The organism is Polaribacter sp. (assembly GCF_036480315.1).
GTDB lineage: Bacteria > Bacteroidota > Bacteroidia > Flavobacteriales > Flavobacteriaceae > Polaribacter.
This window is the reverse complement of the sequence record NZ_JAZGGG010000066.1, coordinates 63,638-86,800: the sequence shown is the minus strand read 5'-3', so window position 1 is coordinate 86,800 and position 23,163 is coordinate 63,638. Positions and strand designations below refer to the sequence as shown.

General features: G+C 29.4%; 20 protein-coding genes, 1 tRNA gene and 1 pseudogene. All 22 read left to right on the top strand.

The window, feature by feature from the left end; translation table 11 throughout:
* Positions 1-387: 387 nt before the first annotated feature.
* Positions 388-534 (top strand): annotated as a pseudogene (locus V3V28_RS14175) (SnoaL-like domain-containing protein); the annotation flags it as partial.
* A gap of 119 nt (positions 535-653) precedes the next feature.
* Positions 654-727: transfer RNA gene (locus V3V28_RS14170), tRNA-Thr, on the top strand.
* A gap of 297 nt (positions 728-1,024) precedes the next feature.
* On the top strand, positions 1,025-2,860 hold the full coding sequence (locus tag V3V28_RS14165) for a WS/DGAT/MGAT family O-acyltransferase (protein WP_331365669.1): 1,836 nt from the start codon (positions 1,025-1,027) through the stop codon (positions 2,858-2,860).
* Positions 2,861-3,799, top strand: a complete 939-nt coding sequence (locus V3V28_RS14160) for an alpha/beta hydrolase (protein ID WP_331365668.1) — start codon at positions 2,861-2,863, stop codon at positions 3,797-3,799. It begins immediately after the preceding gene.
* A gap of 3 nt (positions 3,800-3,802) precedes the next feature.
* The gene (locus tag V3V28_RS14155; protein ID WP_331365667.1) at positions 3,803-4,963 is read left to right on the top strand and encodes an alpha/beta hydrolase; all 1,161 of its coding nucleotides are present in this window, start codon (positions 3,803-3,805) and stop codon (positions 4,961-4,963) included.
* A 14-nt stretch (positions 4,964-4,977) separates the two neighbouring features.
* On the top strand, positions 4,978-8,211 hold the full coding sequence (locus V3V28_RS14150; RefSeq protein WP_331365666.1) for an HAD-IB family hydrolase: 3,234 nt from the start codon (positions 4,978-4,980) through the stop codon (positions 8,209-8,211).
* 16 nt (positions 8,212-8,227) lie between these two features.
* A complete protein-coding gene (locus V3V28_RS14145; protein ID WP_331365665.1) occupies positions 8,228-9,229 on the top strand; it encodes an NAD(P)H-dependent glycerol-3-phosphate dehydrogenase in 1,002 nt (333 codons plus the stop codon).
* Between the two features lies 1 nt (position 9,230).
* On the top strand, positions 9,231-9,500 hold the full coding sequence (locus V3V28_RS14140; RefSeq protein WP_331365664.1) for a hypothetical protein: 270 nt from the start codon (positions 9,231-9,233) through the stop codon (positions 9,498-9,500).
* 48 nt (positions 9,501-9,548) lie between these two features.
* On the top strand, positions 9,549-10,064 hold the full coding sequence (locus V3V28_RS14135; RefSeq protein WP_331365663.1) for a hypothetical protein: 516 nt from the start codon (positions 9,549-9,551) through the stop codon (positions 10,062-10,064).
* A 9-nt stretch (positions 10,065-10,073) separates the two neighbouring features.
* Positions 10,074-10,877: a bacterial transcriptional activator domain-containing protein gene (locus tag V3V28_RS14130; protein WP_331365662.1), complete on the top strand. Its 804-nt coding sequence runs from the start codon at positions 10,074-10,076 to the stop codon at positions 10,875-10,877.
* 88 nt (positions 10,878-10,965) lie between these two features.
* Positions 10,966-11,223 (top strand): hypothetical protein, encoded by a 258-nt coding sequence (locus V3V28_RS14125; protein ID WP_331365661.1) that lies wholly within the window; start codon positions 10,966-10,968, stop codon positions 11,221-11,223.
* A 75-nt stretch (positions 11,224-11,298) separates the two neighbouring features.
* A complete protein-coding gene (locus tag V3V28_RS14120) occupies positions 11,299-12,156 on the top strand; it encodes a hypothetical protein (protein ID WP_331365660.1) in 858 nt (285 codons plus the stop codon).
* Positions 12,157-12,192: 36 nt separating this feature from the next.
* Entirely contained in the window at positions 12,193-12,474 is a 282-nt protein-coding gene (locus V3V28_RS14115; protein WP_331365659.1) for a hypothetical protein, read from the top strand.
* A 122-nt stretch (positions 12,475-12,596) separates the two neighbouring features.
* Complete coding sequence (locus V3V28_RS14110) at positions 12,597-13,259, top strand: TetR family transcriptional regulator C-terminal domain-containing protein (RefSeq protein ID WP_331365658.1); 663 nt, start codon at positions 12,597-12,599, stop codon at positions 13,257-13,259.
* 2 nt (positions 13,260-13,261) lie between these two features.
* Entirely contained in the window at positions 13,262-14,572 is a 1,311-nt protein-coding gene (locus V3V28_RS14105; RefSeq protein WP_331365657.1) for an ABC1 kinase family protein, read from the top strand.
* 47 nt (positions 14,573-14,619) lie between these two features.
* Positions 14,620-15,225, top strand: coding sequence for a uridine kinase (udk, locus tag V3V28_RS14100; protein ID WP_331365656.1), 606 nt, complete (start codon positions 14,620-14,622; stop codon positions 15,223-15,225).
* A 5-nt stretch (positions 15,226-15,230) separates the two neighbouring features.
* The gene (locus tag V3V28_RS14095; protein WP_331365655.1) at positions 15,231-15,548 is read left to right on the top strand and encodes an FtsB family cell division protein; all 318 of its coding nucleotides are present in this window, start codon (positions 15,231-15,233) and stop codon (positions 15,546-15,548) included.
* The gene (locus V3V28_RS14090; RefSeq protein ID WP_331365654.1) at positions 15,548-16,903 is read left to right on the top strand and encodes a methylmalonyl-CoA mutase subunit beta; all 1,356 of its coding nucleotides are present in this window, start codon (positions 15,548-15,550) and stop codon (positions 16,901-16,903) included. Before V3V28_RS14095 ends, V3V28_RS14090 begins: the two co-directional genes overlap by 1 nt.
* 10 nt (positions 16,904-16,913) lie before the next feature.
* Positions 16,914-17,249, top strand: coding sequence for a hypothetical protein (locus V3V28_RS14085; RefSeq protein WP_331365653.1), 336 nt, complete (start codon positions 16,914-16,916; stop codon positions 17,247-17,249).
* Positions 17,242-19,305 (top strand): methylmalonyl-CoA mutase, encoded by a 2,064-nt coding sequence (scpA, locus tag V3V28_RS14080; protein WP_331365652.1) that lies wholly within the window; start codon positions 17,242-17,244, stop codon positions 19,303-19,305. The genes V3V28_RS14085 and scpA overlap by 8 nt, the downstream gene beginning before the upstream one ends.
* A 121-nt stretch (positions 19,306-19,426) precedes the next feature.
* Positions 19,427-22,552, top strand: a complete 3,126-nt coding sequence (gene ccsA, locus V3V28_RS14075; RefSeq protein ID WP_331365651.1) for a cytochrome c biogenesis protein CcsA — start codon at positions 19,427-19,429, stop codon at positions 22,550-22,552.
* Positions 22,553-22,627: 75 nt separating this feature from the next.
* On the top strand, positions 22,628-23,143 hold the full coding sequence (locus V3V28_RS14070) for a DUF2892 domain-containing protein (protein WP_331365650.1): 516 nt from the start codon (positions 22,628-22,630) through the stop codon (positions 23,141-23,143).
* Positions 23,144-23,163 lie beyond the last annotated feature (20 nt).

Below are 23,163 nucleotides of genomic sequence, written 5' to 3'. Positions count from 1 at the left end.
TAATTATTTTAAAAGAGTTGTCTAAAAAAACAGACACTGTATAGATTTTTTAAAGATTATAATTACAAGCATTCTGCTATAAAAAATGAGTTAAAAAACAAAAGAAACTTCAATCTAAAAATTAATTATTTTATTTTTCATAAACTTAGACAATCAATAAAAAATAAAAATATAATGACACACTCGAAGTAGCAACAAAATGGAAAGAAATGTGTCTAAATGGTAAATTTAGAATGCATTAATGAATTATATGCAGAAAATGTAGTTAGTAAAGAAATACCTGGTGCTCCTCATGGAGAATTTGTTTCTGGCAAATAAAATGCTTTAGAAAAAAGCAAGCAATGGCTAGAAGATGTTGTTGAATTTCATAGCAATGAAACACCCGAGCCAATTATTGCAAATAACCATTTTACAAGTAAAATGAGCTTCGATGTAACTTTTAAAAGTAGAGGAAGACAACAAATGGAAGAAGTTTGTGTCTTTGAAGTACAAGCAGGAAAAATAATAAATGAGCAGTTTTTCTACAGCATGTAGAAAAATATTTTATCGTTAAAAAGCTTCAATATTTATTGAAGTTTTTTTTGTTATAATTTATTGTTTTTTTCTTGCTCAGTTTTAATTTTAGTGTTTAATTTGCCAACTCTTAATTAAAAGCCGATGTAGCTCAGCTGGCTAGAGCAGCTGATTTGTAATCAGCAGGTCGTGGGTTCGAGTCCCTCCATTGGCTCTAAGATTAAAAAGCCTCAATTTATTTTGAGGCTTTTTTTTATTCTTTTAAATTAAATATTCTTTTTCAAAATTAAACCAATTAAAAGTGTTCATTTAAAAACAAATAAAGAAAAAAAGAATACTTATTTCTTATCTAAAAATATTTTTAACCTCAAATTTAAATCGATTTCGCTAAATTCATATTTAGCTATTAAATCTGATGATTTTTATTTATCTTGCAGAGTTGCGTATATATCTTGCAACAATTTTTTAATCAATTTTTGACTTATAGAGTCAGTTAAATTTATTTAAATAAATGGCAAAAAAGGTAATCACTGAACTTCTACAGGACGCAATAGAAACGTCTGCACAACAAATATCGGGACAAGATGCAACTTTTTTATATGCAGACTCACCTTCTAGTCCAATGCATATTGCAACCTTAACAATTGTAGAAGACTCATTAAAGTTTGATGATTTTAAAGAATTAGTTGCATCTAAACTTCATTTAATTCCAAAATTTAGAAAAAGACTTTTAAATGTTCCGCTAAAGTTAGATTATCCTTATTGGGTAGATGACCCAAATTTTGATATTGATTTACATTTAAATCGTGTAAAACTACCAGATCCAGCAAACTGGAAAACTTTAAGAGATCTAACTTCTAATATATTTAGTAGCTCTTTAGACTTAAAAAGACCATTATGGTCTGTTTACTTTATTGAAGGTTTAGATGAAATCTCTCATATACCAAAAGGTTCTGTTGCCATTGTAACAAAAGTACATCATGTAATGATAGACGGTAGTTCTGGTGTAGGAATTATGGGAATTCTTTTTGATAAAGAAAATGATGGTAAAAATACGAAACCGTCGAAACCTAAACCATTTGATCCAGAACCATTACCAGATGAATTAAGTTTACTTTTAAAAAGTACATATGGTTTTTTTAAAAACCCTTTAAAAATTCCGAAATTAATTAGTGAAACTGCAGTTTCCATGATGAAAGGGAAGTTATCAGCACAATTAAAAAATAAAAAAACTTTTCAAAAAAACACATTTCCGGTTCCGAAAACAATTTTCAACAATTCCATTTCACCCAAAAGAACTTGGGGTACAGCTATTTTATCTTTTGATAGAATAAACACGCTTCGTAAAATAATGGAGGTTAGTATAAACGATATCATTTTAGCTATTTGCGCTGGAGGAATTAGAAGATATTTAGAAGAAAGAGATGAGCTCCCTGCACAACCATTGGTAGCAAATGTTCCTATTTCGATTCGCGTTAAAGGCGAAAAACAAAAAATGAACAATCAGATTTCTAATATGATGGTAAGAATTGCCACACATATTAAAGATCCTATAGAAAGATTAGAGTACATACAAGATCAAACAAATTTAGGGAAAACAAGACATAAAGCAGTAGGCGCAAAAGCTTTAGCTAAAATGGCAGATGCAGTTCCTTTTGGTTTGGCAAATTTAGCTGCCGGTTTATATAGTAAATACAATATTAAAGAGTTCCACAGACCTCCTTTTAATGTAACTATAACTAATGTTCCTGGCCCAAAAGGATTACTTTATATTAAAGGTCATAAAATAGTTGGTATTTTTGGATTGACACCCGTTTTAGATGGTTTCGGATTGATAATCGCAGCATTTAGCTACAACGGACAAGTTACAATTACAACAACTTCCGATGCTAAAACAATGCCAGATGCAGATAAGTTTTCGCGTTATATTAGAGAATCTGCTAATGAGCTTGAAGAAATTATTCTTAAAAAAGGTAAAGAAAAAACGATAGAAAAAATTATTAAATTTAAAAGCGCTTCTTTCTTTACTGCTTTTAGAAAACATTTAAAAGAAAACACTTCTTTAAATAAATCGAGAAAAGCTATTTATAATTTCGAAATTCATCAAGGCAGCAATAAAGCATACTGGACTTTAGATTTCTCTAAAAAAGAAGTTTCATTAACAAAAAGAAAGACTTCTAAAGCGAACCTAAACATTATTATTGATGATGCCATTTTATTTGATTTATTTAAAGGAAAACTGTTAATTGAAGAACTTCAAATTCAAGAACGAATAACTTTTGAAGGAACAAAAAAAGATACAAATACCTTCATTAAATTAATTTCAAGTTTTTTAGAGAAGAAATAAATGATGTATACTACAGATACATATAAAACAAAAGATGAAGAAACCATCTTTTACTATAAATGGGAGACAAGTAAAAAACCAATAAAAGGTGTTGTTCAAATTTCTCATGGAGTTGGCGAACATGCTGGCCGCTATCATTCTATTGCAAAAGTGCTTCAAAATGATGGTTATGTAGTATATGCAAATGACCACAGAGTTCATGGTAAATCCGTAGAGAATATAAAAGATTTAGGTTTTTATGATGGTGATAATTACTTTAATGACGCAATAAATGACATGCGTCAACTAACAGAAATAATCAAAAATGAACATCCAAATAAAAAAATAATTCTTTTTGGTCATAGTATGGGATCATTATTAAGTAGAGAATATGTTACAAAATATGGTAATGACCTTGAAGCTTTAATACTTTCTGGCACCGCAAGTTTCATGAAAGGTCTTGGTACTTTCGGGCTTATTAGTACAAAAGTAATAAGTACTTTTAAAGGACGAAATAGAAGTAATGAATTATTGAAGTCGGTATTTTTTACTCAATTCAATAAAAAATTTAAACCAAACAGAACAAAAGTAGATTGGATTAGTCGCGATGAAAATGAAGTTGACATATTTGAAGCTGATCCATACAGAATAGAAGATTTTTCTTTAAGTGTTTTTTTAGACATTTTAAAAGGAAGTAAAAAAATTAACAAACAATATACTTTTAAAAAAACACCAAAAAAATTACCAATATTTATTTTCTCTGGTGATAAAGATCCTGTTGGAGAAATGGGAGAAGGGGTAAAAAGAGTTGTAAAAAACTACAAGAAAGCGGGTATTAAAGACCTTACTTTAAAATTATATAAGGGCGGAAGGCATGAAATGCTGAATGAAGTAAACAAAAAAGAAGTAGAACAAGACGTTATTAATTGGCTAAATACCAAAGTAGAAACCGCAAATTAATTTATGGAAAACAATAAAATATTATATACATCATTTACAAATATTGCTCTGAAGGTAGCCATGTCTAAAGGAATGACTCTTCTAAAAGCAAAAGAAATTGTAGTTCAAAAATTTGAACGTCATCCTTTTGAAAAAATGATTATTAGCCTTATAGATGATAAAAAAATAATTAAAAAAGATGTTAATATATTATTGAACGAATGTATTTCTGTTTGCGAAGATTTTGGGCCAGATAGAGATTATGTAACGTTATTAATTGTTCTTAAAAGAATTGATAAAATAAAAGCAACCAAAAAAGGAACAGATACAGTTTCTTCAAGAATTTTATTGACTTTTAAAAACCAAATTGAAATAATTAACAAACAGATTGAATCTCCTCCACTCTTTAATGTTTTATTAGAAGGAAGATCTGCATTTGAATGGACTACAATGTTTGGAATTTATCCATTTATACCAAAACACAAAGCAAGTAAAAACAAGCCGGTTTTACTGATGCCACCTTATTTAGGTAATGATTTATCTACGACTTTTGTAAGAAAATATTTAAACTCTGTGGGATTTAAAACCTATAAATGGGAATTAGGTGTTAATATGATTAACTCAAAATATTTACCAAAACTGATAGAAAGATTAGATGAAATTTTCGAAAAACACCAAGAGAAAGTAAACCTTGTTGGCTGGTCTGGTGGTGGAATTTTCGCTAAAATAATAGCCAATAGATATCCTGATAAGGTTGCTCAATTAATAACTATTGGATCACCTGTTTGGGGCGTAAAAAACATGAATACTCCATTAGTAAGAATGTTAGAGTTTTTAAGAGGTAAAAAAATAAGAGAAAGAAATGATAAATTTATAAAAGAATTGGAAGAAATTCCTGATGTACCAATTACTTGTATTTACACAAAAACAGATGGACTTTTACCTTGGAAACATTGTATGGAAGCAGAAACTTTAAGAAATGATATCAAAAATATAGAGGTTTTTGGAAGTCATTGTGGTATGGGTGCAAATGCTTCAGTTTTATTAACCGTTGCTAACTCCTTAAACACAAATATTACAGGTAAAAAACCAAAAGGAATTACAACAAAAATTGAAAGTCTATTTTTTCCTAAATTCTGGGAACAAAAAGGAGTATCTAAATTCACTAATTTATTTTTCAATTAATTATGGAGCACAATATGCAAAATATTATTCAGCATTCTGAATTTCAAAAAAACCTAAAAGAGATAGCATTAGAGCTAAAATTAGATGTTTCTGAAGTTCAAAATACTGCCGCAAAATGTATAGAAGAATTATATTCTCAACAACATCCTATCGCAAATATGATGTCTGTAAAAGGGTTTCAATACTTGCTATCTAAAGCATATGATGATAAAATTGATATTGATCCTCAAGAAATAAAAAAGCTAATGAAAATTATGCGACAAAACTCTGTTGCATTCATTTTAACACATAAAACATATTTAGATACAGTTGTTTTAGTAAGTACATTAGCTCGTTACGGAATGCCAATTCCTTTTTCTTTTGGAGGAATTAATTTAGCTTTCCCTGGCTTAAAACAAATTGGAAAAAAGTCGGGTTTAATTTTTATTAGAAGAAGTTTTAAAGACGATAAAATTTACAAAACGGCATTAAGGCACTACATCGCTTGTTTAATTGAAAACGGAGATCATCTTACATGGAACATTGAAGGAACTCGCTCTAGAACAGGAAAAATTGTCTACCCTAAAATGGGAATTCTAAAATACATTCTAGAAGGTGAAAAACAAAGCACCAAAGACATTAAATACATACCAGTTTCTATAGTGTATGATTTAATTCCGGATGTAAAAGAAATGATGGAGGAAGGAAAAGGAAAGGAAAAAGGCTCTGAAAACGTACTAACTTTTGTAAAATACTTTAAAAAATTAGGAAATCAATTTGGTAGAGCAGCCATTCGGTTTGGTGACCCTGTAGATGATAGTGCTCATAAAAATGCTATTATTCCAGATATTGAAGAAGATAGTTACAAAGATAAAAACACATTGCCTCGTTTTGCTTTTGAGTTGATTCATAAAGCAAATATGATAACACCGGTAACTACAGTCTCTTTAGTCTGCAATGTTCTTTTAAGTAGTTTTGCCCTCACAAAAAAAGAATTAGAATTTAGTGTTTTAAAGTTGATGAACTATATAGAACAACGAAAAGAAGATGTTCTAATTGATAGAGGGTATAGCATTGCAGTTACCGTACAAAAAGCACTAAATTTATTAAAAAGTGCTAACATAGTTCAAAAAAATAAAGCAGGTTATAAAACACAATATAGTTTAACTCAAAACGAATTCTTAACAGCAACTTATTACGCAAATATGGCTTCTGGTCATCTATACCATAGAGCTTTTATTGAAATGGCTTTGGTGAAAATTAAAGACGAAAAAACAGATAGAATTTTATCATTTTGGAACGAAATAATGCGTTTAAGAAACTTATTTAAGTTTGAATTCTTCTACACTAATAAACCAAAGTTTAGTAGCGAAATTGAAGCTGAATTAGAATTGTTTGACAAAAACTGGAGAAACATAATTAGTGATCCTGAAGGAAATATAGACAAACTATTATCTAAACAAGAATTATTTGTTTCTAAAGCATTGCTGCAAATTTATCTAGAAGCAAATAAAGTAGTTTGCCACACATTACATACTTGGGATTTAGAAGATGATTTCAATGATAGTGATTTTATAGAACTATGCCTTTTTAAAGGAAAAGAATTACATTGGCAATCTAGAATTAGTAGATTAGACAGTGTTTCTAAACCATTTTTGGTTAGCGCATTAAGATTAGCAAAAAACAGCAACTTTACTCCTATTGATAAAAAAATAAACTTTAAAGAATTAGATATTTGGATGAATTTGTTAGACAATCTAACAGAACGTCTTAATTATTTAAGAAAGCTAGAAATTGTAATCAATAAAAAAAGCAATCAAAAAAGTAATCAAATTGAATCAGAAATTGTTCCTGGTTCAGAAATAAATAGTGTTTCTAAACAAATAGAAAAACAAGAAGAAGGACCTCATATTGCTGCCTTTTTTGATTTAGACAGAACTTTAATTAATGATTTTTCAGCAAAAAAATTCTTACAATCTAGATTATTAAGTGGTAAGTCTACTACAAAAGAATTACTTTCTCAATTTGCAACAATATTAATATATGCAGCTGGTAACAGAGATTTTGAAACATTAACAAAAATATCTGCATCTGGTGTAAAAGGCATTAAAGAAAAGGATTTTTACGATTTAGGCGAAGAAGTTTTTAAAAATCATTTGGCAACTACAATTTACCCAGAATCTAGAGCATTGATTCAATCTCATATAGATAAAGGACATCAAGTTGTTATTATTTCTGCAGCAACTCGTTATCAAATTACGCCAATTGCCAATGAATTAGGCCTTAAAGATATTTTCTGTACAGAAATGGAAGTTAGAAAAGGAAAATTTACTGGTTCAATAAATGAAATGTGTTGGTCTGAAGGAAAAGCAAAAGCTGGAAGAAAATTCGCAAAAACGAATAATGTAGATTTATCAAAAAGTTTCTTTTACACAGATAGCGTAGATGATTACCCGTTATTAGAAATTGTTGGTAATCCGGTAGCAACAAATCCAGATAGTCGATTGTCTCAAATTGCATTTGAAAGCAATTGGCCAATTCTTCGCTTTAAGCAAACTCAAAAGAAACCAATTATTAACAGTGTAAGAACAGCATTGGCTGGTGCAAGTTTATATCCTTCAGCAATAAAAGGTATTGCAAAAGCAGCAATAACCATGTCTCGTAAAGAAGGAGTTAATACAACCATTTCTAGCATTGGAGATTTAGGAACTAAATTTGCTGGGTTAGATATTGCTGTAAAAGGTAAAAATAATTTAGAAGATTTTAGACCTGCCGTTTTTTGTTTTAATCACCAATCGTCTGCAGATTTTTTCATCATTTTAAAATTATTAAGAAAAGATGTTACTGGAATTGCTAAAAAAGAATTGGAAATGACTCCTTTTGGGCCAATATTTAAAGCAATGGGCGCAATCTTCATTGATAGATCTGATAAAAAGAAAGCATTAGCTTCAATGAAAAATGCAGCAGATACACTTAAAAACGGAACTTCAGTAGCAATTGCTCCTGAAGGAACAAGAAGTGGTAGTAAAACTTTAGGTAAATTTAAAAAAGGTGCATTTCATTTAGCTATGAAAGCCGGTGTACCAATAATTCCAATAGTAATAAAAAACGCATATATGGCAATGCCAAAAGGAAGCTCTGTTTTTAAACCTACACATATAGAAGTAGTTGTTTTAGATCCAGTAGATACTTCTGAATGGAAACCTAAAAACATAGACACTTATGTAGATGAAGTAAGAACCCTGTTCTTAAAAGAGTTAGAAAACTAATAAAATAAAAATGCTTATGAAACTTAAAGTAGGATTACTTGGTGGTGGTTCTTGGGGAACAACAGTTGCATCATTAACAGCAAAAAATACTCCAACAATTATCTGGGCCAGAAACCCAAAAGCAGTTAATGAAATTAATGAGTTCCATACCAATGAGAAATATTTACCGAACGCAAAACTCACTAAATCTTTAATAGCATCTAATTCAATAAAAGATACTGTTGAAAATGCAGATGTTATTGTTATGGGTGTTCCCTCTCAAAGTTTGCGTAAAGTTTTAGAGGAAGCAAAACCACACATTAGACCTTGGGTACCAATTATTAATCTTGCAAAAGGGTTAGAAATTAGTACTAAGATGAGAATGACAGAAATTATTGAAGAAATAATGCCTGGTCATCCTACAGGTGTTTTAACTGGGCCAAATTTAGCAAAGGAAATTCATTTTGGTAAAGCAGCAGCGGCAGTAATTGCAATGGTAGATAATACAATTGCTAAAAAATTACAAACTGTTTTTAGTTCTGGTTTATTTAGAGTCTACACAAATAATGATGTTATTGGCTGCGAACTTGGTGGTGCACTAAAAAACATTTATGCAATTGCTACAGGAATGGGAGATGGAGCAAACGCAGGGGACAACACACGTTCTGCTTTAATTACTAGAGGATTAGCTGAACTCACTAGATTAGGAATTGCAATGGGAGGAAAAAAGAGTACTTTTTCTGGATTAGCAGGTATGGGAGATTTAGTTGCTACTTGCTCTAGTTCTAAAAGTAGAAATCATCATGTTGGCTTTCAAATAGGACAAGGAAAAAGCTTGGAGCAAATTATTAATGAAATGAATGAAGTTGCAGAAGGTGTAAAAACAACAAAAGTTGTTATGGAACTTGCAAAAGAGTATAAAATAGATATGCCAATAACTGAAGAAATATACAAAGTTCTCTACGAAGGAAACAATGTAAATGATGCTTTTAAAGGTTTGCTGCAATATGAGATTGGTTCAGAAAAAGAACCAGGATAAAATGAAACGAATTCTAATTACTATTTTACTTTCTTGTTCCAAAGAAAAATTTGATTCAAAAAAGAGGATTACTTCTGATGTAATTTACGAAGGAGCAAGAGCAAAGATGATAAATAATTTAATTGAAAATCATTTAGATTTTAGGATGAGTTACAGTGAAATAAAAAAGAAATTTGGAAACTCTATTAATAAGGATTCCTTAATTTTAAATACCTTATTGAAGAAAAATATGGAAAAGTTGACCTTATTGGACATCAATTTTTTAAATTAGAATTAAGTCAATAGAATATTATTGAAACTGGCTTTAAAGAATGAAAAAATGACAAAAAAACAAGAACAAACTGCATCGTTTATGGTACGTTTTAATCAGCGTATTTTTGAAGAAAATGGAGAATCTTCCGTACAATGGCGTGGAAAAGTCTCACACATTCAAGATGGTGAAGAAGAGCGTTTTACAGATTTTAATGATGCACTTTCTTTTATGCAGAAAAAGTTAGCTGCTTTAACAGAAGAAGCAACAAAACATGAATCTACAGAAAAACAAGAAAGTATTTTAGACAAAAGTCTTTCAATGTGGAAAACCATAAAATATTTTGGCCCTAAAGTAATTAGGGATACTTTAAAGGACCCTAAAAAACAGTTAACACACTTACAAGATGAAATTCAGGATAAAATAAGTTCTTTTGGTGAAGAAATTGGTGATAAAGTACATATTGATCAATGGAGAAATGCCTCAAGATCTGACTTTAATAAAATTCAAAATCAGATTACAGATTTATCATCAGAATTGAAAAATTTGACTGCAAAAATCGACAAATTGAATAAAAAAAAGTAATTCCTATTTATGTCAGATTTACTTCAACAATTACAAAAATTAGAAACCTTTCAAGAGAATGCAATTATTCGTATTCAAACTTTAGGCGGATTTAATTTGTGGAGAAATCAACAAAAAATAGATACTAAAGAATGGGGAAGAGATAAAACCGTTCAACTTTTACAGTATCTAATATCTTATCGTCAACGAAATGCACTTCATAAAGAAAAAATTATGGATCATCTTTGGGAAGATTGGAACGATAGGGATTTTAAAGTCGCATTACACGGAATAAATAAAGTATTAGAACCCAACAGACTACCTAGGACAGAACCTATATATATTACTAGACAAGGAGTAAGCTATCAAATAGAATTAGAATTGGTTTTTATCGATACAGAAGCCATAGAAAAATATATAATTATTGGCAACCAAACTTTTTCAACAGACTATTCTTTGTCAAAAAAAGCTTATGAAAACGCTATTGGTTTATACAACGGTTCTTATTTACCAAATAGAGTTTTTGAAGACTGGACTTCCGAAGAAAGAGAAAAAAGTCAGTTATTAATTTTAGGTGCTTATATTGCTTTGGCAGAAATTTTGATTAACGAAAACCCATTGGAAAGTATACGATTAGCACAAAAGGCACTTTCAATAGATAATACCTGGGAAGACGCTTACAGAATACAAATGCAAGCGTATATCAAAAAAGGAAATAGACCACAAGCTATTAAAACTTACATGAAATGTGAGGTTATTCTTGAAGAAGAATACGGTATTTCCCCACTACCAGAAACAAAAAAACTGCTTAAAGAAATAGAGTCAATCAGCTAGAATATAATCACTTAACATCACTGCAACTCATTTGCAACTTCCGTTTTTTATGTTTGCATCAAAAATTAGTAATTAAAACTAAAATAAGATGAAAACAATTTCTACAAGTAATATAAAAGAAAACACATTAAAATTAAACGAATTGGCATTAAAGTCTACTGAAAAAGTAGCTTTAAAAACAATAAATACTGTTGGAAACTTTCAAAGTTACACTTCTAAAACTATAAAGAACAGTTTAAATTTCACAGCAAAACAACAAGACAACTTCTTTAACAATATAGAAAATGCTAAAGAAATAATTTGGAAAAACTTAAACAAAGGATTAGATTTTTTCAGCAAAAACTAGAATGCAACTCATTTGCAACTCACACAAATTATATTTGCAGTATCAAATAAAAATAAACGCATAAAATTATATATCATGGCAACAAAAAAGTCTAAAAAAGTAAACAAATTAGGAAAAGCAAAAGCAATCGTTAAAAAAATTAATAGCGATTTAATTGATGCTTCTTTCAACGCAATTGAAACTACAGTAAAAACTGGAGAGAAATGGCAAAAATTAACTTCTAAATTAATTAAGAAGGCAGAGCCGTTAACAAAACAACAAATTAATATGGTTGTTGAAACTGCCGAATCTATAAAAGGTCAATTAGAAAACGGAACTGATCGTTTAAAAACATTAGTTGGTTATGACCCAAAAATGTTAGATAATGCAAAGAAAATGATTTCTGAAAATCCTTTAGTTGAAAAAGCTGAAGAAATGAAAGATAAAATTGAAAAAGAAGTTTCTAATAATAAATTAGTAAAGAAGGCAGAAAAAATGACTTCTAGACTTAAAAAGAATATTACAGAAACTATTGAAGATGTAAAAGAAAGAATAGAAGACTATACAGGTGACATTATTGATGATGTAAAAGAGAAAGTAGAAGAAGTTACTGGTACAAAAAAGAAAAAAACTACTTCAAAGAAAAAAGCAGCAACAAAAAAAACTACTCCTAAAAAAGCAGCAACTAAAAAAATAGTGGCTGAAAAAATAGTAGTTGAAAAAACAGATGTAACAAACGACTTAAAAGTTATTAAGGGAATTGGACCTGTATTAGAAAAATCTTTAAACGATTTAAATATTACTTCTTATGCACAGATTGCTAAAATGACAATTAAAGACATTACTAAATTATTAAATGATGCAGGCATTAATGCTAAAATTTATGATTTATCAGGTTGGAAATCTGAAGCAAAATTAGCTTTAAAAGAAGAAACTGTAGTAACTGCTAACTAAAATAAGTTAGGTTTTAAACATTTAAAAAATTATAACATGAGTACAAAAAAAATAAATATTACAGAAAAGGTTGTTAATGTTGTAGAAACAGCAAAAACATCTGTAAAGAAGGCAAACATCTATGCTTTAAACACAACAGAAGATGTTGTTTTAGAAACTATCACTATTGCTACTCAATGGCAAAAAGTAACTCAAAAAGCTTTAAAAGGTAGTGTTAAATTAATGGCAAATCAACAAGATTTAATCTTTGATGCGTTAGATAGTTTTAAAGCAAATCTTTTAGATGGAAAGAAAAAGATAAGCAAAATTTTTGCTTAAAAAAAGTCCCTCAATTTTTATAAAAGACCAAGTTAATTTTTAACTTGGTTTTTTTTGTTTTATACAAGTAGTTCTTCTAAAAACTACAAAAGGTTTCGTATTTTTGATGTATAACTTTAGGTATGGCAAAAAAGAAAAAAGTTTCTAAATTAGACATTTTAACGCTCTATATGGATTTTGTAGTTGAGCAACAAACAAAACCAATAGATATTGATGGTTTTTGTGATATCGTAAACATTGAAAGCACTAATTTCTACAAGTATTTTAAATCTTTTAAAAAGGTTGAGAAAGCTATCTTTAAAGAGCTTTTTAAAAACTCTCTAGAAGTTTTAGATGAAAGTGAAGAATTCCTCTCTTTTGACAAAAAAAACAAACTAATAAGTCTCTACTTTACTTTTTTTGAAAACTTAACACTCAATAGAGCATTTGTAGCAATTGCTTTAAAAGGCTGTGAAAATAAAATAAAATCATTTAGTACGTTTTCTGATTTAAAAAAGAATTTTATAAAATTTGTAGATCAGTTAGATCTTTCAGAAAGTATTCTGCCTATTGAAGGGTTAGAAAAAGTGCAAAGAAAATTTGTAAATGAATCTGCTTGGGTTCAGCTTTTTTTAACCATAAAATTCTGGTTAGACGATACTTCTGAATCTTTTGAAAAAACAGATATTTTAATTGAAAAATCTATCAATACAAGTTTTGAACTTTTAGAGAATAAATTTTTTAAAAACGCTTTAGATTTAGGGAAGTTTGTTTATAAAGAGAAGTTTCAAAAAAATGCTAAATAACTATGAAAAAAGCAAGTAAAATTCCTATTTCTAAAATACAAAGAGCTTCTAAACTAGTTACAACTGGCGCAAAAGTTGGAGTTAATTATTTAAAATATTATGGCGATAAAATTATTAACTCCGAAGAAGTTGCTAGAGAAAAACTAAACAAGAGTAACGCTGAGGATATTTACGACAGCTTAAAGGATTTAAAAGGAAGTCCGCTTAAAGTTGCACAAATGTTAAGCATGGAAAAAAGCATTTTGCCCAGAGCCTATGTAGAAAAATTCTCTTTAGCACAATTTTCTGTCCCACCACTTTCAGAAGCATTAGTTTCTAAAACCTTTAAAAAGAGTTTTGGTAAGTTTCCTAGTGATATTTATGATTCTTTTGACTTAAAAGCTTACAATGCTGCTAGTATTGGGCAAGTTCATAAAGCAGAAAAAGATGGGAAAAATCTGGCCGTTAAAATTCAATATCCAGGAGTTTCTGATAGTATAAAATCTGATTTAGCTTTGCTAAAACCATTTGTTATCAGAATGTTTAACATGAAAGGAAAAATGTCTGATGAATATTTTCTTGAGGTTCAAAATAAATTATTAGAAGAAACAGATTACATTTTAGAAGTACAACAAAGCAAAGAAATTGTTGCTGCTTGTAAACAAATTCCGAATTTAAAATTTCCAAATTATTACGAGGAATTATCGTCTAATCAGATAATTACAATGGATTGGATGTGCGGAATACATCTTTCAGAATTCACAAACATCAACACAGATCAAGAAAAGGCAAATAAACTTGGGCAAGCTTTGTGGGATTTTTATATGCACCAAATTCATAATTTAAAAAAGGTACACGCAGATCCGCATCCTGGAAATTTTTTAATATCAGAAAAAAGTGAACTCATTGCTTTAGATTTTGGTTGCATGAAAACAATTCCTTTAGAATTTTATAATCCTTATTTTGTATTAGCAAAAAAAGAAACACTTTCTAATGAAAAATTATTTGATGAGAAAATGTACGAACTAGAAATTTTAAGGGAAGACGATAGTAAAGAGGAGCTCACTTTTTTTAGAGCTATGTTTCATGAAATGCTTTCTATTTTTACGCAACCATTTCACGAAGAAATTTTTGATTTTTCTGATGTCATTTTTTTCAATAAAATATCTGAATTCGGTGAACGTTATTCTAAAAGCACAGAATTAAAATCTTACAATGGTAGTCGAGGATCCAAGCATTTTATTTACATGAACAGAACCTTTTTTGGACTCTATAATTTAATGTTCGACTTAAAAGCAAAAGATATAAAAATTAATAATTTTAATTCTTTGTAAAATCTTTAGTATTTTAGTGTTTTATTTACAAAATTCATAATTTTTATATGTTAATTATAGGTATTGCTGGTGGAACTGGAAGCGGAAAAACAACCGTTGTAAATCAAATTGTAAAACATCTTCCTACGGATGAAGTCTGTGTAATTTCACAAGATTCATATTACAAAGCCACAGATAATCTTTCTTACGAAGAAAGAACAAAAATTAATTTCGATCATCCAAGAGCCATCGATTTCGATTTAATTGTAAAACATCTAAAATCGCTTAAAGTTGGTGAAATAATAAACCAACCAGTCTACTCTTTTGTTACGCACAATAGAACAAAAGACATCATAAAAACACATCCTAGAAAAGTAATTATTGTTGAAGGTATTTTAATTTTTAATAGTGAAGAATTAAGAGATTTATTCGATATTAAAATCTTTGTTCATGCAGATACTGATGAGCGTTTAATAAGAAGAGTTCGAAGAGATATTACAGAAAGAGGAAGAGATATTGATGAAGTTTTAAATCGTTACCAAAACACACTAAAACCTATGCATCAACAATTTATAGAACCAACAAAGAATTTTGCAGATATTATAATACCAAATGACAAGCACAATACAGTTGCAATAGATATTGTAAGAACCGTAATTAATGAACGCTTATAAATAATATGTCTTTCATTAAAATCAGAAACAATAAAGCAGTAAAAATTTTTACAAATACTTATGTAATTATTTTAACTTTTTTTCTCATTTGGATGTTCTTTTGGGATGACAACTCATACTTTGTACATAGCAGATTTAATGCTGAAATTAACGATTTAGAGCATGCAATTGCCACTTACGAAACCAAAATAAAGGAAGATAAAGCAACCATAAAAAAGCTACAAGATTCTTTACAATTAGAACGTTTTGCAAGAGAGAAGTATTTAATGAAAAAAGAAAACGAAGATATATATATTATAGAATTTGATACCATAAAAAAATAATGAGTAATTTTCTATTTAATGAGTTTGAAGGAAGTTCTGTAACCGCTTGGAAACAAAAAATACAAGTAGATTTAAAAGGCGCAGATTATAATGAAACGCTACTTTGGAAAACTAATGAAGATATTGTTGTAAAACCTTTCTACACTTCTGAAGATAGAACACATCAACAAGTAAATGTATCAAAAAAAGGATTTTCTGTTTGTCAAACTATTTTTATTGATGATGAAAAAATAGTAAATTCATTAGCTGTAAATGCGTTAAAAAGAGGTGCAAATGCAATTCAATTTAAAGCAAATTCAAAATTTGATTATAAAACAGTTCTTCAAAATATAAATATTGAAAAAACAATAATTTACTTTAGTTTTTCCTTTTTACATGATGAATTTCAAATTGAATTATCAAACTTTCTCAATTCAAAAAACGTCTATTTTCAAACAGACATAATTGGTAATTTAGCCGAAATTGGTAATTGGTTTGTCAATTTAAAAGAAGATCATAAAAAAATAGAAAACATTGTAGAAGTTACAAATAACTGCATTTCAATTTCAGGTGATTTATATCAAAATTCAGGTGCAAACATTACACAACAATTAGCTTATTCTTTAGCACATGCAAATGAATACCTAAATCACTTTGGTGGTGATATTGCGCACAAAATTCATTTCAAATTTTCTGTTGGTGGTAATTATTTCTTCGAAATCGCAAAATTAAGAGCCTTCAGAATTCTTTGGAAAACATTATTAAGTGAGTACAATATAGAAAATATAGAAGCTCATTTATTTGTACAGCCAAGTTTGCGTAACAAAACATTGTACGATTATAACGTAAACTTATTAAGAACAACTTCTGAATATATGAGTGCCATTTTAGGAAGCGCAAATACCGTTTCTACAATTTCTTATGATGCTATGTATCATAAATCAAATGAATTTGGTGAACGAATTGCAAGAAATCAGCTATTAATTTTACAACAAGAAAGTGAATTAGCAACCGCGCAAAATTTTGCAGACGGGACATATTATATAGAATCTTTAACTGCACAATTATCAGAAAAAGCACTTGTAATTTTTAAACAAATAGAAAAAGGTGGTGGTTTTTTACAACAGTTAAAAGAAGGAACTATTCAAAAGAAAATTAAGGAAAGTGCTATTAAGGAAGAAAATCAATTAGTTGAAAACAAAATTTCTCTTTTAGGTACAAATTTACAGCAAAATAAAAACGATACAATGAAAGACAATTTAGAACTGTATCCGTTTGTTAAACAACGAAATATAAAAACCTTAATTCCACCTATAATCAAAAATCGAATTTCTGAAAATTCAGAAAAAGAAAGATTAGAGTTAGAAAAAAGATAAATAAAAGAATATGGACAGTAAAGCCCACGAAATAGTTAAACAACAGGCACAGCAAAAAGTATTAAAAAAAGAAGTAGAAAGTATTAAGAAAAAGATGCCGACTTATATTGTAGGTTTTATTTTTTTTACATTTTTAGCACTTTATTTATTTGAAGATAGATTTTACCAATTCTTTGGAAATAGTGTAGATTTTTTTAGAGGAACTATTATTCTTTTAGGAATTTTTTGTTTAATATTTATCTCTAAAAACTATTTCTCAATTAAGAAAAAAGAAAAAGAAATAAAAAACTTAAGTAATAAATTGTATGATTTAATGAAATTAGATACGAAACCTGAAAATGAATAGAAAAGAGGTTCAACATATAAAATTAAAGGATAGCAATACTAAACCAAAAGTAACTTTTTTACACGAAAATTTTATTGCTGGTATTGCACCCAATCTACGTGGACCATACTCTACTATGTATGTTAGAAGGCCTTGGACTATTAGACAATATGCGGGTTTTTCTACAGCAGAAGAAAGTAATGCTTTTTATAGAAGAAATTTAGAAGCTGGCCAAAAAGGACTTTCCGTTGCTTTTGATTTAGCAACACATAGAGGTTATGATTCTGACCATGAACGCGTGCAAGGAGATGTTGGTAAAGCTGGTGTTGCAATTGATTCAGTAGAAGACATGAAGATATTGTTTGACCAAATTCCGTTAGATAAAATGTCTGTTTCAATGACCATGAATGGAGCCGTTTTACCTATTCTAGCTTTTTACATTGTTGCAGCGGAAGAACAAGGCGTTTCTGCAGAACAACTTTCTGGAACCATACAAAATGACATTCTAAAAGAGTTTATGGTTAGAAATACTTATATCTATCCTCCAGCTCCTTCCATGAAAATAATTGCTGATATTTTTAAATATACCAGTAAAAATATGCCAAAATACAATTCAATTTCAATTTCTGGTTACCACATGCAAGAAGCGGGTGCAACTGCAGAAATAGAATTAGCGTATACGCTTGCAGATGGATTAGAATATATTAAAAAAGGAATAGAAGCAGGAATGGATATCGATTCTTTTGCCCCAAGATTGTCTTTCTTTTGGGCAATTGGCATGAATCATTTTACAGAAATTGCAAAGTTAAGAGCCGCAAGAATGTTATGGGCTAAAATTGTAAAAAAATTCAATCCTAAAAATAAAAAATCATTAGCATTAAGAACACATAGTCAAACAAGTGGTTGGTCTTTAACGGAACAAGATCCTTTTAATAATGTTGCTAGAACAACCATAGAAGCAATGGCTGCTGCTTTTGGCGGCACACAAAGTTTACATACAAATGCATTGGATGAAGCAATTGCATTGCCAACAGATTTTTCTGCAAGAATTGCTAGAAACACTCAAATATACTTACAAGAAGAAACTTACATTACAAAAACAGTTGATCCTTGGGCTGGAAGTTATCATTTAGAAAAATTAACAGAAGATATTGCTAATAAAGCGTGGGAACTCATTAAAGAAGTAGAGGAACTTGGCGGAATGACCAAAGCAATTGAGAAAGGAATCCCTAAAATGCGTATTGAAGAAGCTGCTGCAAAAAAGCAAGCTAAAATTGATAGCAATCAAGATGTAATTGTTGGTGTAAACAAATATCAATTAGAAAAAGAAGATCCATTACATATATTAGAAGTTGATAATGAAGCGGTTCGTAAATCTCAAATTGAAAGATTAAAAAAACTAAAATCAGAGAGAGATTCTGTTGAAGTTAAAAAATCTTTAGTAGCTTTGACTGAAGCTGCAAAATCTGAAAATGGTAATTTGTTAGATTTAGCTGTAAAAGCTGCAAAAAACAGAGCTACTTTAGGTGAAATTTCTGATGCATTAGAAGAAGTTTTCGGAAGACATAAAGCTGTTCATAAAACAATTTCTGGTGTGTATAGTAAAGAAATAAAAGACGACAACCTCTTTAAAAAAGCAAAAGAATTAGCAGACAAGTTTTCTGATTTAGAAGGAAGACGACCAAGAATTATGATTGCAAAACTTGGGCAGGATGGTCATGATAGAGGCGCTAAAGTAGTTGCCACTGGTTATGCAGATTTAGGTTTTGATGTAGATATTGGTCCACTTTTTCAGACTCCACAAGAAGCTACAAAACAAGCCGTAGAAAACGATGTTCATATTTTAGGAATTTCTTCCTTAGCTGCAGGTCATAAAACATTAGTTCCACAAGTAATTGCGGAATTAAAAAGACACGGAAGGGAAGATATTATGGTCATTGTTGGAGGTGTAATACCTGCACAAGATTATCAATTTTTATTTGATGCTGGCGCTGTTGGCGTATTTGGTCCTGGAACTAAAATTGCACAAGCAGCTATAGATTTATTAACTATTTTAATTGATAGTGTTGTGGAGTAGTTTAGTTTGTTTCTAAACTTTTAAACTCGTCTTTTTTTTAACATTAAAAAACCGTAAAACCACAACTGTTTTTTGTGCTTTTATCCGTAAATTCGCAAGACTTTTAAAGCAATACTTAAGGATGAAAAATCTATTCAATTTCCTATACTCTACTCGTTTAATGGCTGTATTATTTATTCTATTTGCTACAGCAATGGGAGTAGCTACTTTTATAGAAAACGATTTTGGCACACAAACCTCTAAAGCATTAGTTTACAACACTTGGTGGTTTGAAGCTATTATGATATTCTTTGTAATTAATTTCTTTGGAAATATATTTAGATATCGCTTATATAAAAAAGAAAAATGGCCAGTTTTAATGTTTCATGCATCATTTTTAATGATAATTATTGGCGCAGGAGTTACAAGGTATGCTGGTTTTGAAGGAATTATGTTAATTAATGAAGGAGAAACTACCAACGAATTCCTATCAGAAACCACCTACGTAAATGTGGTTGTAGACAACAGTAAAGTCCAAAAAACAAGACATGAAAAAATTCTTTTATCCGCTTGGGGAAATAATAATTGGTCTTTTTCTGATCAGTTTAAAGGAACAGATTACAAGGTAGATTTAGTAGATTACATTCCATGGGCAGAAAGAAAATTAGTGGAGGACGAAAACGGAATTGAACACTTATTTTTTGTAGAATCTTCAGAAGGAACTAGACATGAACATTGGATTAAAAAAGGAACTTTACAAAACATACATGGAATTTTAGTAGGTTTTGATGCTGAAGATGATAATGCTTCTATCAATTTTAAAACAATTGAAGGTAAGTTAAAAATGTCTGCAAAAGCAGATGGAGATTGGTTTAGAATGGCCGATCAGAAAAAAGGAAATATAACAAAAGATTCTATACAACACTTTCAGTTTTTAACACTGCACAATATTGCTGGTTTGCAATTTGTGGTTCCTAGACCTGCTGAAAAAGGTATTATGACTACTGTTAGCGGACCAAAAGATGATAAAAAATTAGATGTAATTGTTTTAGATATCACTGCAGACGATAAAACCAAGCGAGTAGAACTTACAGGTGGTAAGTTTAGTAATGATAATGCAGAGCAATTTACGGTTGGTGATTTAAATTTTAGGCTTTGGTACGGTGCAAAAATTATGCAAACTCCTTTTAGTGTAAAACTAAATGACTTTCAGTTAGAAAAATATCCTGGATCAGAAAGTGCTGCTTCTTATGCTAGTGAGGTTACTGTTATTGATGGTAAAGATAAATTTGATTATAAAATTTTTATGAATCATATTTTAGATCACAAAGGTTATAAATTCTTTCAATCTAGTTATGATTTATCTGGTGAAACAGAAGAAACACACTTGTCTGTAAATCATGATTTCTGGGGAACTTTTCTTACCTATTTAGGATATTCATTTTTATATACAGGTCTAATTTGTATTTTATTTGCCAAACACACACGTTTTGATGACTTAAAAAACAGGTTAAAAAAAATTAGAAAGAAAAAACTAACAATGTCTATTGTTGCAACTTTATTCTTATCAACTATTAGTTTTGCACAGCATACAGAACATCAGCCAAATAAAATTACCAACCAACAAATAGACTCAATTTTAAAAGCCAATTTAATCTCATTAGAACACGCAGAAAGTTTTAATAAATTGGTAATACAAGATGCTGGTAGAATGAAACCTGCACATACTTTTGCTTCTGAATTAGTTAGAAAAGTAAGTAAAACAGAAAACTTTAAAGGAATGGAACCTAGTCAGGTTTTACTTTCTATTATTGAAAACCCTAGGCTTTGGTTTGATGTTCCTGTAATTTATTTAGAAAAAGGAAACACCAAAATTAGAGAGTTTATTGGAGTTCCACAAACTGCTAAATATGCTGCATTATCAGATTTTATAACACCAAAAGGTGTATATAAAATAAAAGAAAAAGTTGCAGAATCTCAAAAGAAAAAAATAAGAAATAAGTTTGAAAAAGATTTAATTAAAATTGACAGAAGAATTGGTTTACTTTACAGTGCAATTGGTGGTGGAATTTTAAAAATTTACCCAATTCCTAATGATGAAAACAATACATGGGTTTCACAACCAGAAACTTCAACTGCCAATTTTAAAGCTACGGACTCTGTATTTGTCCGTCAATCTTTACCCGTTTATATTCAATTTTTACAAGAAGGAAAAAGGACGAATGATTATTCAAAAGCAAATCAAATTTTAGACGGGATTAAAAAGTTTCAGAAAAAATTTGGTGCAGAAGTTATTCTTTCAGAGAAACAAGTTGATTCAGAAATTTCTTATAATAAATTTAAAGTTTTCAATCGATTAATAAAATATTACGGCTTTACTAGTTTATTACTAATAATATTTGTTGTGATGCAAATTTTCAACAATAAAAAATGGATTAGAACAATTATAAAGTTTTTAATTATTATTACAATATGTTTTTTCTTATTGCATACTTTAGGTTTAATTACTAGATGGTATATCAGTGGTTACGCACCTTGGAGTAACGCATACGAGTCTATTATTTTTGTAGCTTGGGCAACCATGTTATTTGGTTTACTTATAGGTAGAAAATCTGCTTTAACAATTACGGCAACTGTATTTATATCTGCAGTTACATTGTTTTTTGCAAGTCAAAATTGGTTAGACCCAGAGATTGCAAACTTACAACCTGTTTTAAATTCTTGGTGGCTTTTAGTACATACCTCTATAATTGTTGCAAGTTATGGTCCACTTTCTTTAGGTATGATTTTAGGAGTTTTTGCACTCTTTTTAATCATTTTTACTACAGAAAAGAACAAAAATAAAATGGTTTTAAATATTAAAGAAATTACCATAATTAATGAAATGACCGTAACAATCGGTTTAATCATGCTTACTATTGGTAACTTTTTAGGCGGTATGTGGGCTAATGAAAGTTGGGGACGTTATTGGGGTTGGGATCCTAAAGAAACTTGGGCGCTAATTTCTATTATGATTTATGCTTTTGTTTTACATATGCGTTTAATTCCAGGTTTGCGTGGTAGATATACTTTTAATTTATGGACTATAATTGCCTATGCTTCTATTATGATGACATATTTTGGAGTAAACTTCTATTTAGCTGGTTTGCATTCTTACGCAAGTGGAGATAGAGTTATAACGCCCACAGCTATATACTATTCTTTAGGTTTTGTTGCTGTTTTAGGAACATTAGCCTACATTAAACATCTAAAGTTTTACAAAAAATAATTTTAAAGATAAGTAACCAACTATTTTCATAAGAAAATGTATTTTTGCTCCTCAAAATAAATCTTAACAAACACTATGTTTCATAAAAATATAAAATTAATTTTAGCTGGTTTAATTACAGTTTGGTCAGTTTATCAATTTAGTCAAGGTAATATTATGAATGGAATTTCCATCTTATTACTAGCAGGAATCTTTGTCTTATTATACTTTAAAAATGAGTTTATCTTATTAGCATTTTTACAATTACGTAAGCAAAACTTCGAAGGAACTAAAAAATGGTTGGGATATATTAAAAACCCTGAAGCTGCTTTAATTGTAAAACAACAAGGTTATTTTAACTACTTACATGGAATCATCTTAAGTCAAACAAATATTACACAAGCTGAAAAATATTTAAGAAAGGCTGTAAAATTAGGCTTGGCAATGGATCATGATTTAGCAATGGCAAAATTACAATTAGCAGGAATTGCAATGACAAAAAGACGTAAACGTGAAGCAACTAATTTAATGGCAGAGGCTAAAAAACTAGACAAACACGGAATGTTAAAAGAACAAATGACAATGATGAAAAATCAAATGAAGAAAATTTAATACTTCACTTTACTCCATAA

Excerpts from the sequence above, each read along its gene's own strand:
- V3V28_RS14165 (WP_331365669.1), top strand. The coding sequence starts at position 1,025 with ATGGCAAAAAAGGTAATCACTGAACTTCTACAGGACGCAATAGAAACG.
- V3V28_RS14160 (WP_331365668.1), top strand. The coding sequence starts at position 2,861 with ATGATGTATACTACAGATACATATAAAACAAAAGATGAAGAAACCATC.
- V3V28_RS14155 (WP_331365667.1), top strand. The coding sequence starts at position 3,803 with ATGGAAAACAATAAAATATTATATACATCATTTACAAATATTGCTCTG.
- V3V28_RS14150 (WP_331365666.1), top strand. The coding sequence starts at position 4,978 with ATGCAAAATATTATTCAGCATTCTGAATTTCAAAAAAACCTAAAAGAG.
- V3V28_RS14145 (WP_331365665.1), top strand. The coding sequence starts at position 8,228 with ATGAAACTTAAAGTAGGATTACTTGGTGGTGGTTCTTGGGGAACAACA.
- V3V28_RS14140 (WP_331365664.1), top strand. The coding sequence starts at position 9,231 with ATGAAACGAATTCTAATTACTATTTTACTTTCTTGTTCCAAAGAAAAA.
- V3V28_RS14135 (WP_331365663.1), top strand. The coding sequence starts at position 9,549 with ATGACAAAAAAACAAGAACAAACTGCATCGTTTATGGTACGTTTTAAT.
- V3V28_RS14130 (WP_331365662.1), top strand. The coding sequence starts at position 10,074 with ATGTCAGATTTACTTCAACAATTACAAAAATTAGAAACCTTTCAAGAG.
- V3V28_RS14125 (WP_331365661.1), top strand. The coding sequence starts at position 10,966 with ATGAAAACAATTTCTACAAGTAATATAAAAGAAAACACATTAAAATTA.
- V3V28_RS14120 (WP_331365660.1), top strand. The coding sequence starts at position 11,299 with ATGGCAACAAAAAAGTCTAAAAAAGTAAACAAATTAGGAAAAGCAAAA.
- V3V28_RS14115 (WP_331365659.1), top strand. The coding sequence starts at position 12,193 with ATGAGTACAAAAAAAATAAATATTACAGAAAAGGTTGTTAATGTTGTA.
- V3V28_RS14110 (WP_331365658.1), top strand. The coding sequence starts at position 12,597 with ATGGCAAAAAAGAAAAAAGTTTCTAAATTAGACATTTTAACGCTCTAT.
- V3V28_RS14105 (WP_331365657.1), top strand. The coding sequence starts at position 13,262 with ATGAAAAAAGCAAGTAAAATTCCTATTTCTAAAATACAAAGAGCTTCT.
- udk (WP_331365656.1), top strand. The coding sequence starts at position 14,620 with ATGTTAATTATAGGTATTGCTGGTGGAACTGGAAGCGGAAAAACAACC.
- V3V28_RS14095 (WP_331365655.1), top strand. The coding sequence starts at position 15,231 with ATGTCTTTCATTAAAATCAGAAACAATAAAGCAGTAAAAATTTTTACA.
- V3V28_RS14090 (WP_331365654.1), top strand. The coding sequence starts at position 15,548 with ATGAGTAATTTTCTATTTAATGAGTTTGAAGGAAGTTCTGTAACCGCT.
- V3V28_RS14085 (WP_331365653.1), top strand. The coding sequence starts at position 16,914 with ATGGACAGTAAAGCCCACGAAATAGTTAAACAACAGGCACAGCAAAAA.
- scpA (WP_331365652.1), top strand. The coding sequence starts at position 17,242 with ATGAATAGAAAAGAGGTTCAACATATAAAATTAAAGGATAGCAATACT.
- ccsA (WP_331365651.1), top strand. The coding sequence starts at position 19,427 with ATGAAAAATCTATTCAATTTCCTATACTCTACTCGTTTAATGGCTGTA.
- V3V28_RS14070 (WP_331365650.1), top strand. The coding sequence starts at position 22,628 with ATGTTTCATAAAAATATAAAATTAATTTTAGCTGGTTTAATTACAGTT.